Origin of the sequence: Arthrobacter sp. AK01, assembly GCF_021109375.1 — a bacterium.
GTDB lineage: Bacteria > Actinomycetota > Actinomycetes > Actinomycetales > Micrococcaceae > Arthrobacter.
On sequence record NZ_JAJOHP010000023.1, the window covers coordinates 13,071 to 30,385 of the forward strand.

At 62.7% G+C, this 17,315-nt stretch carries 13 protein-coding genes; 4 read left to right on the forward strand and 9 right to left on the reverse strand.

From position 1 onward, the window contains the following. Positions 1-58 precede the first annotated feature (58 nt). The 3 genes from LN996_RS10015 to rraA all read right to left on the reverse strand — a co-directional run bounded on the left by LN996_RS10015 (position 59) and on the right by rraA (position 4,140). The gene (locus LN996_RS10015) at positions 59-1,528 is read right to left on the reverse strand and encodes a sugar porter family MFS transporter (protein ID WP_231340240.1); all 1,470 of its coding nucleotides are present in this window, start codon (positions 1,526-1,528) and stop codon (positions 59-61) included. Between the two features lie 353 nt (positions 1,529-1,881). Continuing rightward, on the reverse strand, positions 1,882-3,534 hold the full coding sequence (locus LN996_RS10020; protein WP_231340241.1) for an MDR family MFS transporter: 1,653 nt from the start codon (positions 3,532-3,534) through the stop codon (positions 1,882-1,884). A 132-nt stretch (positions 3,535-3,666) separates the two neighbouring features. Continuing rightward, positions 3,667-4,140, reverse strand: a complete 474-nt coding sequence (gene rraA / locus LN996_RS10025; RefSeq protein WP_231340242.1) for a ribonuclease E activity regulator RraA — start codon at positions 4,138-4,140, stop codon at positions 3,667-3,669. A gap of 158 nt (positions 4,141-4,298) precedes the next feature. Here rraA and LN996_RS10030 point away from each other — a divergent pair, with 158 nt between their 5' ends. Beyond that, positions 4,299-5,600, forward strand: a complete 1,302-nt coding sequence (locus tag LN996_RS10030; RefSeq protein WP_231340243.1) for an MFS transporter — start codon at positions 4,299-4,301, stop codon at positions 5,598-5,600. A 2-nt stretch (positions 5,601-5,602) separates the two neighbouring features. Here LN996_RS10030 and LN996_RS10035 read toward each other — a convergent pair whose 3' ends face one another. From LN996_RS10035 to LN996_RS10055, 5 genes are all read right to left on the reverse strand, one after another. Further along, on the reverse strand, positions 5,603-6,823 hold the full coding sequence (locus tag LN996_RS10035) for an FG-GAP-like repeat-containing protein (RefSeq protein WP_231340244.1): 1,221 nt from the start codon (positions 6,821-6,823) through the stop codon (positions 5,603-5,605). 124 nt (positions 6,824-6,947) lie between these two features. Then, positions 6,948-8,222, reverse strand: coding sequence for a VCBS repeat-containing protein (locus LN996_RS10040; protein WP_231340245.1), 1,275 nt, complete (start codon positions 8,220-8,222; stop codon positions 6,948-6,950). Positions 8,223-8,365: 143 nt separating this feature from the next. Next, positions 8,366-10,210 carry an FG-GAP-like repeat-containing protein gene (locus tag LN996_RS10045; protein ID WP_231340246.1) on the reverse strand — a complete coding sequence of 615 codons (1,845 nt, stop codon included), beginning with the start codon at positions 10,208-10,210 and terminating at the stop codon, positions 8,366-8,368. 8 nt (positions 10,211-10,218) lie between these two features. Further along, complete coding sequence (locus tag LN996_RS10050) at positions 10,219-11,367, reverse strand: VCBS repeat-containing protein (RefSeq protein ID WP_231340247.1); 1,149 nt, start codon at positions 11,365-11,367, stop codon at positions 10,219-10,221. A gap of 51 nt (positions 11,368-11,418) precedes the next feature. After that, positions 11,419-12,546 carry a VCBS repeat-containing protein gene (locus LN996_RS10055; protein ID WP_231340248.1) on the reverse strand — a complete coding sequence of 376 codons (1,128 nt, stop codon included), beginning with the start codon at positions 12,544-12,546 and terminating at the stop codon, positions 11,419-11,421. A 207-nt stretch (positions 12,547-12,753) separates the two neighbouring features. On the opposite strand from LN996_RS10055, the gene LN996_RS10060 reads away from it, so the two are divergent. Further along, entirely contained in the window at positions 12,754-13,362 is a 609-nt protein-coding gene (locus tag LN996_RS10060) for a TetR/AcrR family transcriptional regulator (RefSeq protein WP_231340249.1), read from the forward strand. Positions 13,363-13,643: 281 nt separating this feature from the next. Then, a complete protein-coding gene (locus tag LN996_RS10065; RefSeq protein WP_231340250.1) occupies positions 13,644-14,834 on the forward strand; it encodes an NADP-dependent malic enzyme in 1,191 nt (396 codons plus the stop codon). A gap of 88 nt (positions 14,835-14,922) precedes the next feature. On the opposite strand, the gene LN996_RS10070 is transcribed toward LN996_RS10065, so the two are convergent. Then, positions 14,923-16,491 carry an alkaline phosphatase family protein gene (locus tag LN996_RS10070; RefSeq protein WP_231340251.1) on the reverse strand — a complete coding sequence of 523 codons (1,569 nt, stop codon included), beginning with the start codon at positions 16,489-16,491 and terminating at the stop codon, positions 14,923-14,925. 255 nt (positions 16,492-16,746) lie between these two features. Here LN996_RS10070 and LN996_RS10075 point away from each other — a divergent pair, with 255 nt between their 5' ends. Further along, positions 16,747-17,250, forward strand: coding sequence for a DUF456 domain-containing protein (locus tag LN996_RS10075; protein ID WP_231340252.1), 504 nt, complete (start codon positions 16,747-16,749; stop codon positions 17,248-17,250). The last annotated feature ends 65 nt before the right edge of the window (positions 17,251-17,315 follow it).

Consider the following 17,315-nt stretch of genomic DNA (forward strand, 5'->3'; position numbering starts at 1 on the left):
GCAAACGAGCCCCGCGGAGATCCGCGGGGCTCGTTGTGTACTACCTGGGGTTGCGCAATTACTTGGGTTCGTCTGAGGCGACTGGCAGCGGCGCCACGGGTGCGCCCTTGGGGACGAACAGTGTTTCGGCCTGCTCGAGGGACATGCCATTCGTCTCAGGAACCTTGAACATCACAAAGAAGAACGACGCCGCGGCGAACGCTGCGTACATGGCGTAAGTAAGCGGCAGCGAGCCTGCCGCCATGATGGGGAAGCTGAGAGTGATCGCAAAATTGGCGATCCACTGTGCTGCGGCGGCCAGTCCAAGGGCGCGGGCGCGGATGCGGGACGGGAAGATCTCGCCCAGAAGCACCCACACAAGGGGACCCCATGAGGCGCCGAAGCTGATGACGAACACGTTCGCGGCAACCAAGGCCACAGGACCCCATGCGCCGGGCAGCGAAATTTCCGAGCCGGTGCCGGTCGCTGAGGAGAAGGCCAAGGCCATGACGCCAAGCGATACGGCCATTCCGATGGAGCCGGTCAGGAGGATGGGTCGGCGGCCGATGCGGTCAACGAGTGCGATGGCTACGAGGGTCACCAGGATGTTGGTGACCGACGTGGCGACGGAGATCGTCAGGGAATCCTTCTCCTGGAATCCGACGGCCTTCCACAACGTGGTGGAGTAGTAGAAGATCACGTTAATGCCGACGAATTGCTGCAGCACGGACAGGATGATGCCGATCCACACCACGGGCAGGAGGCCGAACCTGTTGCCGCGCAGCGAGCCCTTTTTGGTGGAGAGCTTCTCCTGCTGAATGGATTCGCGGATCTCACGGATGTGCCGTTCAATGTCGTCGCCCGGGATCAGCTTGTTGAAGATGGTGCGGGCTTGATCTTCCTTGCCGTTGAGTACCAGGAAGTGCGGCGACTCGGGCAGGCGGAAGGCGATCCACCCGTACACAGTTGCAGGAACAGCGCAGGCGATGAACATCCAGCGCCACGCCTCGATGCCCAGCCACAGGGTGCCATCCGCGCCGCCGGCCGAATTGGCCAGCACTGCGTCGGAAAGCAGCGCTGCAAAGATACCAGTGGTGATGGCCAATTGCTGGAGCGATGCCAGACGTCCGCGCACGTGCCGCGGGGAGATTTCGGAGATATAGGCCGGAGCGATTACCGAGGCAAGCCCGATTCCGAGGCCGCCTACGAGGCGCCAGAAGATGAGGTCCCAAACACTGAACGCGAGGCCCGTTCCAACAGCGCTCACCAGGAAGAGAAGCGCGCCGATCTTCATGGCGGGAATGCGCCCATAGCGGTCGGCCACCTTGCCGGCCAGGTAGGCGCCTGCGGCACAACCCAGCAAAGCGACGGCGACGGCGAACCCGGTCAAGGCCTCGCTCATGAAGAATTCGTCGGCCATCGCGTCCACGGCGCCGTTGACCACGGAAGAATCGAAGCCGAAGAGGAAGCCGCCCACCGCGCCGGCAACGGCCAGGCCGATCACCTTCCGGGAGACTTGGGGCGCGCCTTCGGTGCTGGAACTGGACATGGGACTCCCTTGGGGGATTGTGGTGTGGGATCGGAGTGCAGGGACGTCGTCGGCTGTTCCGACGGGGACGCCGGTGCACTCGCGCTACACAGTGTGGCACGTCATATCGGCCGAGTTCCAGTCAAGTGACCGACGTGACATGTATTCACGTTGTTAACGCATCGAAGTCTGTTCGGCCGCTGTGAGTTGGCTGAGCGGGCCCTCCGCGGGGCCAAGTGCGTGAAAAGAGGGAACTTTGGCGCAACTAGTTGAACGCACTATCGAGAGTGGACTGGCCGGGCTCACACAATAAAGGCAGGCAGTCCGTGGACTGCCTGCCTTTATTGTTCATGGTGCTTGGAGCGAGTCGCTGCCTAGTGTGCGGACACCGATTCCTTGGCGGCAGCCTTCGGGTCCGTGAGCTTCTTATTCGGCAATGCGAAGCTGATCAGGAACGCAATGATCATGAGCCCGGCTGCGGTCAGCATGACGATGTCGATCGCCTGGGCAAAGCCCTCGGTGATCGGCCTGGTCAGCGTGCTGTTGGCTGTGTGGAGCCAACTGGTGTCGTTAAGGGACTCGTTATTGGCGCCGTTCTTGAAGAAGTCGAACAGCTTGGCGTTCGCGGGGTCCGAGGCTACTGCGGGATCCCGCATGACGGCCTGGTAGTCCGGGTTGGCCGCAGCTGTCTTCATGCCGTCGGCGATCTTATCGGCAGCAGTGCTGAACAGCATGGAGATGAACACTGCCGTGCCCACGGCACCACCCATGGAACGGAAGAACGCCGCTGTGGAGGTACCAACGCCCATGTCCTTGGGAGGAACCGAAACCTGCATGGCAAGGGTAAGGGGCTGCATGCAGAAGCCCAAACCAACGCCGAAGAACACGGCAATCAGGCCGGGAACCCACAGACCGGTGTCGACGCCAAGCACAAGGCCCATGACGGTAGCCGCAGCTGCCAAGGTAGCCGTGCCCATGATCGGGAAGATTCTGTAGACGCCCGACGACGAAATGGTGCGGCCGGCAGAGATGGAACCGAACAGGATGCCCACGGTAAACGTGATCATCATGAGGCCGGCCTCGGTAGGAGTCAGCCCCTTCACTAGCTGCAGGTACATGGGCAGCATGGCGATGGCGCCGAACATGCCGATGCCGATGATGAAGTTCAGCAGCGATGACAGCCCGAACGTCATGTTCTTGAAGAGGCGCAGAGGGATCAGGGCGTAGTCTCCAGCGCGCTTCTCAGCGAGCAGGAATGCGACGATGCCGATGATGCCGAGGCCATAGCAGAGCCACGATCCGGCGGAGGCCCAACCCCACGTACGGCCCTGTTCTGCGACCAGCAGCAGCGGAACAATGGCCAGTGTGATTGCGGCGGCGCCCCAGTAGTCGATCTTCTGCTTCACGTGCCGCGCTGGCAGGTGCAAGTACATGAAGACCACGACGAGTGCCGCGAGTCCGATAGGCAGGTTGATGAAGAAGACCCAGCGCCAGCCGTCGAAGCCGAGAATGTTGGCTGAACCAGCGAAGGCGCCGCCAATGACCGGCCCCAAGACAGATGAGATGCCGAATACGGACATGAAGTAGCCCTGGTACTTAGCCCTGTCCTTCAAAGCGACGATGTCGCCGATGATGGTGAGGGCCAACGCCAACAAGCCGCCTGCGCCGAGGCCCTGGATGCCGCGGGCGATGGCCAGTTCGGTCATGGAGTGCACCGATCCCGCGTACAAAGAGCCTGCCAGGAAGATTACGATGGCCACGAGGTACAGCGGGCGTCGTCCGAAGATATCGCTGAGCTTGCCGTACAGGGGTGTGCTGACCGTTGAGGTAATGAGGTACGCGGTGGTGGCCCAGGCTTGGAGCGAGAGGCCATCGAGGTCGTTGGCGATGGTGTAGATGGACGTCGACACGATGGTCTGGTCCAGCGAGGACAGGAACATGCCGAGCATGAGTCCCACCATGACGGTGAGGGTCTGACGATGGGTCAGGACCTCACCGGCGGCCCGAACGGGCGTGGTTTTGGACATATCTTCTCCAGAGGTGGCAGAAAAGTGGATTAAGCAGGATAGTTGCTTTCAGTAACTATCTTACGGCCCAGTTGATTCCCGAAGGGAGAATATTTCTTCCACTTTCCGTCTAAGTCGTCCACGAGGGAAGGGTCAGCGCTCCACCAGGATGCCGTCCGGGTCGCAGTAGATCATCACTCCGGGTTGGATGCGGACGCGATCGATCACCAGCTGAACGTCCACTTCACCTACGCCCGTCTTGGCGCTCTTCTTGGGGTTGCTACCCAGGGCTTTGACGCCCAGCGGCAGCCGGCTAATGGCCTCGCGGTCCCGGATAGCTCCGTTGATCACCACACCCGACCAGCCGTTGGCCACCGCGCTTTCGGCAATCATGTCTCCCATGAGAGCAGTCCGAAGCGACGCCTGCCCGTCAATGACCAGAACGGCCCCTTCGCCGGGAGTGCCGAGGACGGCTTTCACCAGTGCATTGTCTTCAAAGCACCGGATAGTGCGGACCGGCCCGCTGAAGTGGGTGCGCCCACCCAGGTTTTGAAACTGGACGGCTATGGATTCAAGTTCCTCGCCGCGTTCGTCGTAAAGATCGGCGGTATTTACTTGCTCGCTCATAGTGCTTCCCCTCAGTAGCTTTGAGGCCACACTAACGCTCGTGCATGGGCTATAGCAGCGCTTGTTTCGGCCTATGTGGATAAAGAACGCGACGGCGGTCCAGTGTCTCTACGCCGCGCTAGGCTGAATCCAAACATTGAAACGAGGGGGAACCTGCCATGAGCCTGTCCGACCTGCCGGGTCCGGTGCCGGATCCTGCCGTAACGCGGGGAACCGCTACGGCCCTTGCCGAACCGGTAGAACGCGTTCGGCCGCTATGGGTCACCGGAGTGGTGCTGGTCAACCTGGGCATCAACGCGGCCTTCTTTGGTCCACTCCAAGTGCTCTTGGGACAGCAGGCAGCTCACTTCGACGAAGGGCAGAAGGAAGCGATCCTGGCTTTGGTGACCGGCTGTGGTGCAGCCGTTTCCATGGTCGCTAATCCCTTGTTCGGCGCCTTCAGTGATCGTACGACCTCCAGGTTCGGCCGCCGTGTTCCCTGGGTGCTGATGGGTGCCATCCTGGGCGCTGTTGCGTTGGTTGCCTTGGCAGGTGCTCCCAACGTTGCCGTGATGACCGTCCTGTGGTGCCTCGTGCAGGCCGGAGCCAACGCCATGTACTCCGCCATCACTGCCGCTGTTCCGGACCGCGTACCCGTGCCGCAACGCGGAACTGTGGGCGGGCTGGCTGCCATGGGGCAGACGGTGGGTATTTTGGTCGGCGCGGTGATCGCCGCCGTCGTTGCCGGTAACTTCGCCATGGGTTACTGGGTCTGTGCCGCAGCGCTGCTGGCTGGCGTCGTGCTCTATCTTTTCAAGAGCGACGATCAGCCCCTGCCGCTTGGCGAGCGTCCCGCATTCAACCTGGCGAAATTCCTCCAGGGATTCTGGATTTCGCCCAAACGGTATCCGGACTTTGCCTGGGCCTGGCTGACGCGGCTGCTGGTAAGCACGGGCAACCACATGGTCACGCTGTATTTGCTCTTCTTCCTCAGCGACGCCGTGCACCTGAAGGAAACTGAGGGCATAGAGCCAGAGTTCGGTGTCCTGATCCTCACTGGCCTGTATGCCGTCACGGTGATCATCACCAGTGTGCTCGGTGGGCGGCTGAGCGACAGGATGGGAAAGCGGAAGCCTCTGGTCATAGCGTCATCCGTCATCATCGCAGTGGCGTCGTTGATCCTCGCGTTTGCCCCCACATGGATCGGGGGACTTGCCGGTGCGCTGGTACTGGGCATCGGATTCGGCGCCTACCTTGCCGTTGACTTCGCACTCATCACCCAGGTCCTGCCCACCGCAATGGACCGCGGGCGGGACCTGGGCGTCATCAACATCGCCAATTCGCTGCCCCAGGTAGTGGCCCCGCTGATCGCCTTCCCGTTTGTCACGTACTGGGGTGGCTACGTGTCGCTCTACGTAGCCGCCGCAGTCATCGGGCTCCTGGGTGCCGTGTTCGTGGTGAAGATCAAGAGCGTTGACTAGGCCTAGAACACGGCTGTGAAGCCACCCCAGCCCCAGCCGACAGTCGATTGGCCCGTCCAGAAGCTACCGGGCAGTCCGCTGGCCAAGTAATCCGCGCCATTGCCGTAGTACATGGTCAGTTGGCCGCTGCGGTCAATGCCGAAAACGTCGATCTTGTCGTCGCCGTTGAAATCGCCTGCGGAGCCGATCGTGCTGAGGGCACCCCAACCCCAGCCAACGGTTTCTGCGAAGTTGATGAACCATCCATCGCGACGGGTCTGGAATATTTGGAGTCCGCCGTACGCGTTTCGTCCGGCGACTTCCAACTTGCTCGTTCCACCGAAATGCCCGACTCCCACGATCACGTCGTAGAGCCCCCATGACCACCCCGCGGTGTATGGCTGCAGCCATCCGCCGCTGCCGTTCCCGGGGTACAGCAAGACGTTGTTTGACTTGTCCTTGACCAATACGTCGTTAGTGGCGTCGCCATTGAAGTCGCCGACTCCCACTATTGCGTTGAATTCCTGCCAGCCCTGGCCGACTTGGATTGCTCGCTTCCATCCGCCGCTGCCGTTTCCCTGATAGAGGAACAGCCGTCCTTGGGAATCACGTGCCATGACATCCACTGTGCCGTCCCCATCGAAATCACCAGGAGAGAAGATGTGGTTGAAGACGTTCCACCCGGTTCCGATGACCTGGGCCGGCTGCCAGTGCCCCCGGCCGTCCGTCGGGTAGAGCAATAACCTCCCGGCCGCGTCGCGGGCGAAGATGTCCATGGTGTTGTCGCTGTTGAATCCCCGCGCACGAGGCTTTGCAGCAATGCGGAGTGTCTCCGTGGCTTGGAGCGTAACCGTAGAGTCGGGATCATACGTTACGGTCGCGAAGGCTGTGACCGCTCGCCCATAGTCCGCCGCCGTGGCCCGGTACGTCTGGTTCGTCGCGCCGGGAATTACCTGGCCGTCCCGTGTCCAGTAAAAGGAGAAGGAGGGGGCTCCGCCTTCGGGCGATACCGACGGGTTGGCCCACGAGACGTCTGCTTTCAACACTCCGCCGACCGTCGGATCTCCTATGAGCCTCGGTGGTGCCATGGAGACCAAGCGCGCAGGCACCCCAATCGCCGGCACAGCCGCTTGTGCAGGCAGCGCCGAGGTGGCAAGCAAACCGGCCACCACAGACGCGGCAAGGACTGAAAACAAGCGCCGTCGCTTCCGCGCAACGGCAGGCATAGGAGTACTGGTCTCCAAGGGGTTTCCTCCAGGAAAGAAGCTGCCTGATTCGGGCAGCGGTAGATAAATTGGAAAAATACTCTAAGGGACCCTGCCCGATTCCATCGGCGGGGCATCCTCGTGGATGAGCTATCGAAAGCTCCTAGAAGACGGCATTGAAGCCGCCCCAACCCCAACCGACTACGCCCGAGGTCTTCCAACCGCCGGAGCCGTTGCCGTAATACATGCGCATCTGTCCGGAGGTGTCGACGCCCCAGACATCGTTTGCGCCGTCGCCGTTGAAGTCTCCTGCACCACCCAGTTTGGTGATGGCGTTCCACCCCTGGCCGATCACGCTGCTGGTGGTCCATCCACCGCGTCCGTTGCCACCGTAGAATCGCAGGTTCCCGGCAGTGTCACGGGCCAGGATGTCGGGCTTGTGGTCGCCGTCGAAGTCGCCCGGGGAGAAGATGGACGTCATGCCGTTCCAGCCCCACCCGACAGTGCTTGCTGCGAGGAAGCCGCCCTGTCCATTGCCTGGATACAGAACGAGCTCGCCGGAAGGCTTGCGCGCCAGGAGGTCGTTGTTGCCATCTCCGCTGAAATCGTCAGCTGCGATAATTGTTGAGAAGATTCCCCAACCCCAGCCGATCTGCTGTCGCGGATACCAGCCGCCATGCCAGTCGCCAGGGTAAAGGAACAGGGCACCGGAAGCGTCGCTTGCGATCACGTCATTTTCGCCGTCGTTGTTGAAGTCGCCGGCTGCGAGCATCACATTGAAGATGTTCCATCCGGAGCCGACTTCGTAGGCTCCCTTCCATGTGCCGTTCCCTCCAGTGGTGTACATGCCCAGACGGCCCAAGGGGTCGCGGACCATCAAGTTCATGGTGTAGGGATCCCAGTACTCACGGTAGAACCCGGTGGTGTGGGGACGATCCAGCGGGGTGGAGTAGGTGAAGTCCATGGCGTCGAGCCTCACTGCATCGACTCCGGGGATAGCCAGGTTGCCCTGGTTCTCGATGAGTGATCCGTCGCGCCAGTAGACCACTACGTTGCCCGCGGTGGTGTGGATTTCTACGTACTGGGCAAGATAGGCACCTGATGGGGTCTGCTGTTCAGCGAACACGTCAAATGAATACGTCGAGTCAGAGGCGTTGTAGGAGCCCTGCGTCAGCTGCCTGTGAACGGTGTTGGTAGCTGCGTGTCGGAACGCCACGTACACGTCGGCGATGGGACTTGTTGCCTGGAAGGTGATCCTCGATGTTGCCTGTCCTCCGGCCTCGAACGAGTTCGGCGTCGTCGACACGGCGACCGGAACCGGCGCGAAGAAGTCGTCGGCATGGGCAGCCGGCGCGAAACCAAGACCAGAAATCACGACGATGCCGCTCGCAAATGCGGCCAGCCAGGTGCGTGCACGGCGCAGACGAGTGCTCCCCATTGTTCCCCCAATTCAAGCCGGTCCCAGGGGGCCGGCGGGTGTCAGTGAATTGAGAGTACATTGGCAGAACCGATGGCTGGGAATTCGCTGGCAAAGATTCACGAAAAAGACAAGTCAAAACCCAAAACGCAACCGAAATCGGCTTAGAACACAGCGGTGAACCCGCCCCAGCCCCAGCCAACAACACCGGCGCCTTTCCACCCGCCGCTGCCGTTGCCGTAATACATGTTCAGTTGGCCGGCGGAGTCGATGGCCCAGACGTCGTTGAAGCCGTCGCCGTTGAAATCGCCCGCACCGCCGATTCGGCCCATGACGTTCCAGCCGGTGCCGATGGCCTTGGCTGTCGTCCACCCACCCTTGCCGTTGCCGCCGTAGAGCCGGAGGTTCCCGGCACCATCGCGGCCCATGACATCGGGGTTGCCGTCGCCGTCGAAATCACCGGGGGAGAAGACTTGGTTGAGGGCTTCCCAGCCCTGACCAACGGCGCCGGGGGAGCGGAATCCGCCGACCCCGTTGCCGGGATACAGGACGAGGGCGCCTGAGGGCGTCCGGGCAAGGAGGTCGTTGTTGCCGTCCCCTGAGAAGTCACCCGCGGCGAAGACGGAGTCAAAGACGTCCCAGCCCCAGCCGACTTCCTTGCGCGGCAGCCAACCGCCGGTCCCATTGCCGGGGTAGAGGAACAGGGTGCCGGCATCGTCGCGCGCCAGGACGTCGTTGAAGCCGTCGCCGTTGAAGTCGCCGGCGTTGAAAACGAGATCGAAACCACCCCAGCCGAACCCGATGGTCTTCACCGCTTGCCAACGCCCGGCGCCGTCTGTGGGGTACAGGAGGAGGTTCGCCGCAGCGTTCCGGGCGAACAGATCCAAGGAGGTACCGGCGTCGAACCCTGATGTGTGGGCCTTGTTCCGCACTACAGTGCGGCTGTAGACCGTAAACGGCCTCGTGGCCGTGGCGGGATTGCCAGCCTGGACAACCGCGCGGAAGCCGACGACGGCGCCACGGTCGGCGGCGGTCAGGGTGTAGGTTTTGGCGGTGGCCCCGTTGATTGGGGTTCCGTTCCGCACCCATTCGTACTTGACGCTGACGGCGCCGCCGGCTGTGCCCGTGGCGACGCTGCCCTCGTTGAACGCGCCGGTGAGCTTCTCGCCAACTGTCAGTCTGCCTTGCAGCGTAGGGGCGGTGGCAGTGATGGGCGATGTGGGTGTGAGTGGCAGCGAGGATGCTGACACAGCCCGGTATCCAGCCTTCGTGGCCGTGACCCGGACTGACAGGGTCTGGTCCAGGTCGGCTTCGGCTACCCGGTAGTTGTTGAGGGTCGCGCCGGTGATTGGCTGGCCGTTGCGGAGCCACTGGTAGGCGAAGCCGGTGGGTGGGGAGGTCCAGGTGCCGTTGTCGGTGGTCAGCACTTGGTCATAGCGCGCCACGCCGGAGACGACGGGGGTCTTGGTGTTGGGGTTGTCGATCAGCGGGAAGTTGGGGTTGTTGACGGAGAAGTCGACGCCGTCCAGGGCGCCGGGCCGCTGGGTCGGGGCTTCGAGGCCTTGGCTGAGGAAGAGGATGTTGCCGTCGCGGCCATAGCGGACGGAGCCTTTGCCGGCTGGAAGCAGGATGTTGACGCTGAGGAGCTTGTAGCGCCCTGTCCGCTTAAATGCGCTGCCGTTAACGGGAATCTTGGCCTGGGCGCTGTACGGTCCAGGCGCTTGGCTGGTGGGCCCGTACAGGGTTGCCTGCTCCAACGTGTCTTCGTTGACGTAGGTGAAACCTACTTCCTGGGCGGGACCGCTCAGGGTGAACGACAAGGAGATGGTGTTGCCCGGTACCACTGTGGCGGGCGATGTCCGCGTCACTACGGTGGGCAGTGGTACGTCCGGTCCTGCGGCCACGGCGCGCGGGGTAGGAACTGCGATCGCCAGCGCGGCGCACAAAAGAGCGGCCAGGAGGATGCGAATTCCTGTCCCCGCGTAACGCATGGAAGAAAGAGTTGTCATGGTTCCCCCTAGAACACTGCGTTGAACCCGCCCCAGCCCCAACCGATGGCACCGGCGCCGTTCCAGCCGCCGTCGCCATCGCCATAGTAAGCAAGCAGTTGGCCGGAGCCGTCCACAGCGTAAACATCTGCATTGCCGTTGCCGTCGATGTCGCCGGCCGCGCCAATGGTGGTCATGCCGCCCCAGCCCTGGCCGACGACGGTCATTCCGTTCCAGCCGCCTGCACCGTTGCCTCGGTACAAGCGCAATGCACCGGCCGCGTCGCGGGCAAGGATGTCAACGTTGTTATCGCCGTTGAAGTCGCCGGGCGTGATCATCTTGTTGACCACGTTCCAGCCGCTGCCGACAACCGACCGGCCAAGCCAGCCGCCGTCGCCGTTGCCCGGGTACAGATACAGGAGCCCGGCGGAATCGCGGGCAAGGATGTCATTGTGTCCGTCACCGTTGAAGTCACCGGGGGAGACCACGGAATTGAACGCGTTCCAACCACTGCCTACCTGGCGTCCGGCGTAGAACCCGCCGTCGCCTTTGCCTGCGTAGAGGAAGAGATTTCCGGCGGAATCCTTGGCCAGGATGTCGTTGGTGCCATCGGAGTCGAAGTCGCCGGGCGAAACCACCGTGCCGAAGCCGTTCCAGCCTGGGCCGACCGTTCTGGCTGACTCCCAGGCGTTGTTCAGACGTGGGTAAAGCATGAGCGTGCCGTCAGTGCGGCGCGCGAGCATTTCGTAACTGCCGCGACTGGTGAAGCCGTTTGCCCTGTTGGAGGCAGAGATGGGGGCGGTTTCTTCGCTGGAGACTTCCAGCGGCTCGCACCCGTTCTGGCTGGCTGCGACGTGGGCGGCGATGGTCTTGCCGCGGTCCTCTTCGCCCAGCGTGTAGCGCCACCAGTCCCAGTGGTCCTCGGCGAGGACGCCGTCACGGGTCCAGTAAATCCGGTAGTCCGGGCCGGCAGCGGCGCCGCAGCCACGGTAGGAAGCAGGATCGATCTCAAGCGTGAGCGTTGAGCCGACAAACGGCGCGCCATGAATCACGGGATTCGAAGGGTCCATGGTTGCCATGGCCGGTGCGGGCGCGAAAGCCACCGCGGCAACAACTGCCGCTGCAATGCCAGCCACCACTCGGCGCACACCTGACGTAGGGCGCGTTGGTGCGTTCATGATGTCCTCCCCAGACTTTATGCGGCTAATTCTACCGCGACTGGGTTTTCTCTAGAAGATCGCTGTGAAACCTCCCCAACCATTCCCGGCGACTTCAGACCCGCGCCAACCGGTGCGGCCGTTGCCGTAATAAATCACCAGGCGGCCCTGCTGATCGACGCCATAAACGTCGTTGAAGCCGTCATTGTCGAAGTCGCCGGCCGCGCCCGCAGCCTTCAACGCGTTCCAACCGACCCCAATGAGCCAGGACCTGGTCCAGCCGCCGGCCCCATTGCCACCGTAGTAGTACAGGTACCCGCTGCGGTCGCGCGCCAGCACGTCCACATTGCCGTCACCGTTGAAGTCTCCCGGCGTCAGCAGCGCGTCCATCACCTGCCAGCCCTGCCCGACGGCGGTTCTCGCCAACCAGCCTCCGGAGCCGTTGCCCGGGTACAGGTAGAGGGCCCCGCCCGGTTCGCGGGCGAGGATGTCGTTGTGGCCGTCGCCGTTGAAGTCTCCGGGGCTGACGATCGTGTCGAAGACGTTCCACCCCTTGCCGATGGTCTGTGCCGGTTTCCAACCGCCCGTTCCATCCCCTGCGTAGAGATACAGGGTTCCGGCGGCGTCCCTCGCGATCACATCGCCCTTGCCGTCGCCGTTGAAGTCCCCGGGCGACAGGGTCAGATTGAAGATGTTCCAGCCCCAGCCCACGGTCCGGGCCGCTTCCCAGGCGGTGCCTTTGCGACCGAAGAGCTGCAACGCGCCGTCGTTGCCGCGCGTCAGGAGTTCGAAGCTTCGGCCGGTGAAACCCGCAGCCCGGTTGGCGGCGCCCACGGGCTTGGTCTCGTCGCTGTGCAGCGACTCGCCACCACAGGCCGTCTTGCTGGCTGTGACATGGACGGCCATGCGGGCTCCGGTGTCATCCGCCTGCAGGGCATACGTCCGCGCGGTCTCGCCGGCGACCAGGAATCCGTCACGGGTCCAGTAGATGGTGAAATCCGGGCCCTTGCCGCCCCCGCAGCCATAGAACGTGTAGGGGCCGATCTCAGTTGTGAGCTTCTGGCCGACGAAGGCTTCACCGCTGAGGATGGGGTCCGGTCCGCTGCTGGTAGCGGCCGACGCCGGCAGGGGACAAAGTGCCATGGCCGCCACAGCGGCAGTCAGCAGCGTTGCTGCCATCCGGCGTCGAAATCTCCCCATTGTGTTCCTCCCAAGCAGCAGCTCAAACCTTCATGAAGTGTATGCGGGCGGAACGCCAATGGCTGGGAGCGGCATGCGCGCTTCCAGGTCAGGCGAGCTCTCAGGAAACGGTCATTTAGCTCCCGTATCATTGATGCGATCGGCCAGCCACGGGTCTTTGACCCCAGCCGGCCGCTTCCTTGTCAGCCTGCCAAGAGATCGCCGGAAATGCCCGTATCAAACTCACTGGAACCGTACTCCCTTGACCTGACCACGGGGTTGCCCCGTATGGCCGCCGCGCCGACGACACCGCGGCAGCAGCTGCGCTATGCCCGGATCCTGAAAACGGCGGCCGGCTTTGCCCAGCGGCAGTTCGATACCTTGAGCCTTTCCGACGTCGCCGCGCGGGCCGACATCCCGCTCGGCACGCTGTACCGATACTTTCCCTCCACAGCCCACCTGATGCTGGCCGTTTACAGGCAGCAGCTGCGGGAGCTTCGCGACGGTGTTCGTCGTCGCGAGGGCAAGGGCCATGCGCTCGCGGGTTTGATGATGGAGATCTTCCACTTGAGGGTCATGCAGCCGGGTGTGGAGCACTGCCTTATCCGGCCCGCAGGCAAGGACGATGACACCGCGCAGCTATTGCGGGAGATCGATGCGCTGTCCGAGGAAGTGGTTGGTTCACTGAGCAAGGACACGGGCAAGGATGCTGTCAGGGCCAGGATCCTGCTGCACCTGGTCAGTGGTCTTGTCCAGGCGGTGCGTTGCCGTCGGTTGTCGTTGTTTGAGGCGGAGAAGGATCTGAAGAAAGCCTGCACCCTGCTGACCGGTGAATGACGAAAAGTTCCCACTGGTCTAGACCACGAGGCTCTCAGAACACGCTTTTTTGTATGACCTGGATCACAATTGGCTCTGGTTGAACGTTTTACTCTCGAATCGTCTCTCTTGGTATTGAATCTTGTACCCTCAACCCCTCCTTAGGCTGGAAACACCGAAGCGGCTAGCAGCCCCCTATCTGCAGAAGCAACGCCGGACCAGCCACCCTTGGTCCGCTACAGCAGTTCTGTTCCTGCCCGAATCGTGCCGTGGGTCCACGGCTAGCCTGAGGAGACAAAGACGTGTCCATCGAGACAATCGCTACAGACAACGACGCCCTGGTACTGACCGAAGAAGAGATCTTCGCAGCCCATGAAGGCGGCAAGCTGACCATTTCCAGCACCGTCCCGCTGAACAACAAACGCGACCTTTCCATTGCCTACACCCCCGGAGTTGCGCAGGTCAGCCGCGCAATCCACGCAAACCCCGAGCTCGCCCGCACCCACACCTGGGCCGAGCGCCTGGTCGTCGTGGTCAGCGACGGCACCGCCGTCCTTGGCCTCGGCAACATCGGCCCCAGCGCTTCCCTTCCCGTCATGGAAGGCAAGTCAGCCCTGTTCAAGTCCTTCGGCGACCTCGACTCCATTCCGCTGGTGCTCAACACCACCAACGTGGACGAGATCATCGAGACCTTGGTCCGCTTGCGCCCCAGCTTCGGCGCCGTGAACCTCGAAGACATCTCCGCTCCCCGCTGCTTCGAACTCGAAGAGCGCCTTATCGAAGCCCTGGACTGCCCCGTCATGCATGATGACCAGCACGGCACCGCCGTCGTGGTTCTCGCTGCCCTGACCAACGCGGCCAAGGTGACCCAGCGCGAACTCGCCGGCCTCAAGGTCGTCGTGTCCGGTGCAGGTGCCGCAGGCATCGCCATTGCCGAGATTCTTCTTGCTGTTGGCATCAAGGACGTCATCCTGCTCGACTCCAAGGGCGTCGTCAACGCTGAGCGCGCCGACCTTGTGGCCGATCCCGGCAGCGTCAAGGCCCGCATGGCCCAGCGCACCAACCCGCGCGGCATCACCGGCGGTCCGGGCGAGGGGCTGACCGGCGCCGATGTATTCGTGGGCGTCTCCTCCTCCAAGCTGGACGAAGAGCACCTGAAGCTGATGAACGATCAGTCGATCGTGTTCGCCTTGTCCAACCCGGACCCGGAAGTTCTCCCTGAGGTTGCCCAGAAGTACGCGGCCGTTGTTGCCACCGGCCGCAGCGACTTCCCGAACCAGATCAACAACGTGCTGGCTTTCCCGGGTATCTTCCGTGGCGCACTCGATGCCAAGGCCCGCCGCATCACGCCCGCCATGAAGATCGCCGCCGCCAACGCCATTGCTGAGCTCGCCGCGGAGGACCTCTCCGCCGACTACATCGTGCCGAGCCCGCTGGATGCCCGCGTGGCACCGGCCGTCACCGCAGCTGTTGCTGCTGCAGTCACCGAATAGCGGCTACTGACGAAAGGCCGACGACGGCGACGCCTCCCGTGCTGGGGAGCGGCGCCGTCGTTCTTTGGTTAAGCCTGCCGTTGGCGGGTCAGCGGTCCAGCCTTACCTGGTCAACTGTCCAGAAGGCGCTGTTGGTTCCGGTGTATCGGAAGCTGATTTTGGCCTTCTTGGCACCTTTGGGGACCTCGAGAGCAAGGGATTCGAAGCCGTTGAAGTTTGCGGTGTAGGCCTTCACCAGCTGCGGGACTCCGCCGTCGTAGCTGACAAACACTTCGCCGCTCTGGGGTCCGTCGATCCTGTAGTTCGAGGCGAAGGACAGTGTTGACGCCTTGCCGCCCTTGACCTTGAATTCGGGGCTTACGAGGGTGGAGTCGAATTGTCCGGCGTCGTGTGCCTTGTCATCCCACTCGTCGGAGTCGGCGACAGCGAAGACGTTGCGGTTGCGGACGGAGGTCTCGCGGCCCTGGTTGCGGTCGGTGTTGGTCCAGAACTCGTCGGTGGCGAACGACCAGCCGCGCCATTCGGTCACACCGCCGGCCGGCATGGCGGAGTTGTCGATACTCCAGCCTTCGGGCGCGGTGGTGGTCCACCCCTTCACATCGGCGGCTGGCGCGGTTTCGTCGGCGCGGGTGCGCAGGCTGTCCCGCAGGGAATCGAAGTCGTCTGGTTCGATGTCGGCGATGGCCTGCCCGTCGAGGTTCCAGGCGGCGTCGGTCTTGACTCCTTCGTGCTTCAGCACAGTGGGTGCGATGTCCGTGATCTTGACGTCGTTGCGGACGGTACCGGCCTTGATCCCCTTGCCCTGGGCGATGACGAACGTCTGGCGCTCGGCGGGTGTGTTGCCACCGTGGCCACCTGTGGGGGTGTGTCCGTGGTCGGCTGTAAGAACCACCAGCCAATCCTCGGACGTGTAGCTGGGACGGTTTTTCACGGCATTCAGGATCTCGCCGACCTGGCCGTCCGCCGTGCGCAGGGCTGCCAGGTATTCCTCACGCTCGGTGCCGTAGGAGTGGCCCGCGCCGTCAACCTCGTCCAAGTGGACGAACGTGCTGTCCGGGTTGCCGTTGGCAAGGTAATCCACGGCCTTGGCCGTGGTGCCGGCGTCGTTTCCTCCGGCGATCCTCAGGTCAACCTTTTCGCCGAACACCGTTTGGGGGATGGGAGACCAAGTGCCCACAACCAGGGTGGAGGCTTTGGGTTGGGTCGATTCGAGGCGGCTCAGGTAGTCCGGGTACTGGCTGTAGTTGGGTGCCGTGAAGTTGTTGTCCACCACGTTGTGCTTGTCCGGCCACACTCCAGTCGCGATGCTCGACCAGCCCGCTCCCGAGACGGTAGGGGCCATCGGGTTAGCGAACAGGTTGCTCTTGGCGGTCATGCCGGAGTCGACCACGCTTTGGATATTCGGCACGCCGGCAGCGGAAAACTTGGCGATTGCGGCGCCATCGAGGCCAATCACCAAGGTCTTCTTGCGCTTGGTCCCATAGGGAAGCCCTGCGTATGGAGCATGGGCCGGGCGGCTGGCGGTGCTTGCGGACCGGGTGTCGGGCGCGTCCGGTCCCGGAGGCGCGGCTATCGCAGCGGACGGGAGTACGACGGCGGCGGCGAGCGTTAGTGCGGCAGTTGCCGTGGCGGTGCGAAAAGGACGTGCGTTGTCCAATGTTTTCTCCAGGTTCGGGTCCGAGTGGGAGCTGTTGGCTGAGTGTTGCCGACAGCCTGACTCCTCAACCCTGCCGCGCGGAGACGGGCTAATCAAGGAAAATCGCCAGTTGTATAGACAAGTTGGATTGGCGTTAATCTGCTGTTTCCCGATCATTTCTGTGTAGCCGAGGATTAGTCATTGGCCTTGGTTGGCTAGTTGTTCATACAGCTCGCGGACACCGTTTATTTTCGGGCGCCACCTAGACTGAGGGGCATGAACGCCGAACTCATCGTGACCATCCTGTGCGGCCTGGCCATCGCGGTCGGTGTGGCCGGAACCATCATTCCCGTGCTTCCGGGCAGCATTCTTATCGGCGCAAGCCTGTTGGCATGGGCCATCTGGGGAGGTGCCGGTCCGCTGGGGTGGGTGATCTTCGCCGTCGGAATGGTGTTTGTGGTGGCGGGGATGGCCGCCAGCGCGGTGCTGACCGGACGCAAGCTGAAGCAGCATGGCATCCCCAACCGGTCGGTGCTGATCGGCGTGGTCCTGGGCGTCGTGGGAATGTTCGTCATTCCCGTGGTGGGGCTGTTTGTGGGGTTCGCCGCCGGGCTGCTTCTGAGCGAAGTCCAGCGCACCCGCAACTTCCCTGCTGCCTTGAAATCCAGTGGCGCCGCGCTCAAAGCCACCGGCATCGGGATCCTTGTGGAGTTCGGGCTGGCGTGTGCCGCAGCAAGTACATGGATCATCGGAGTGTGGATCAACGCCGTGAACGGTTAAAGCCCTTAAACACCGCGCCGGGATGGCAAAAGATGGCAATCCCGAGCTCCAGGATTGTCATCTTC

What these genes read in the sequence shown, in the direction of transcription:
- LN996_RS10015 (WP_231340240.1), bottom strand. Translation starts at nt 1,528, where the DNA reads ATGTCCAGTTCCAGCACCGAAGGCGCGCCCCAAGTCTCCCGGAAGGTG.
- LN996_RS10020 (WP_231340241.1), bottom strand. Translation starts at nt 3,534, where the DNA reads ATGTCCAAAACCACGCCCGTTCGGGCCGCCGGTGAGGTCCTGACCCAT.
- rraA (WP_231340242.1), bottom strand. Translation starts at nt 4,140, where the DNA reads ATGAGCGAGCAAGTAAATACCGCCGATCTTTACGACGAACGCGGCGAG.
- LN996_RS10030 (WP_231340243.1), top strand. Translation starts at nt 4,299, where the DNA reads ATGAGCCTGTCCGACCTGCCGGGTCCGGTGCCGGATCCTGCCGTAACG.
- LN996_RS10040 (WP_231340245.1), bottom strand. Translation starts at nt 8,222, where the DNA reads ATGGGGAGCACTCGTCTGCGCCGTGCACGCACCTGGCTGGCCGCATTT.
- LN996_RS10045 (WP_231340246.1), bottom strand. Translation starts at nt 10,210, where the DNA reads ATGACAACTCTTTCTTCCATGCGTTACGCGGGGACAGGAATTCGCATC.
- LN996_RS10050 (WP_231340247.1), bottom strand. Translation starts at nt 11,367, where the DNA reads ATGAACGCACCAACGCGCCCTACGTCAGGTGTGCGCCGAGTGGTGGCT.
- LN996_RS10055 (WP_231340248.1), bottom strand. Translation starts at nt 12,546, where the DNA reads ATGGGGAGATTTCGACGCCGGATGGCAGCAACGCTGCTGACTGCCGCT.
- LN996_RS10060 (WP_231340249.1), top strand. Translation starts at nt 12,754, where the DNA reads ATGCCCGTATCAAACTCACTGGAACCGTACTCCCTTGACCTGACCACG.
- LN996_RS10075 (WP_231340252.1), top strand. Translation starts at nt 16,747, where the DNA reads ATGAACGCCGAACTCATCGTGACCATCCTGTGCGGCCTGGCCATCGCG.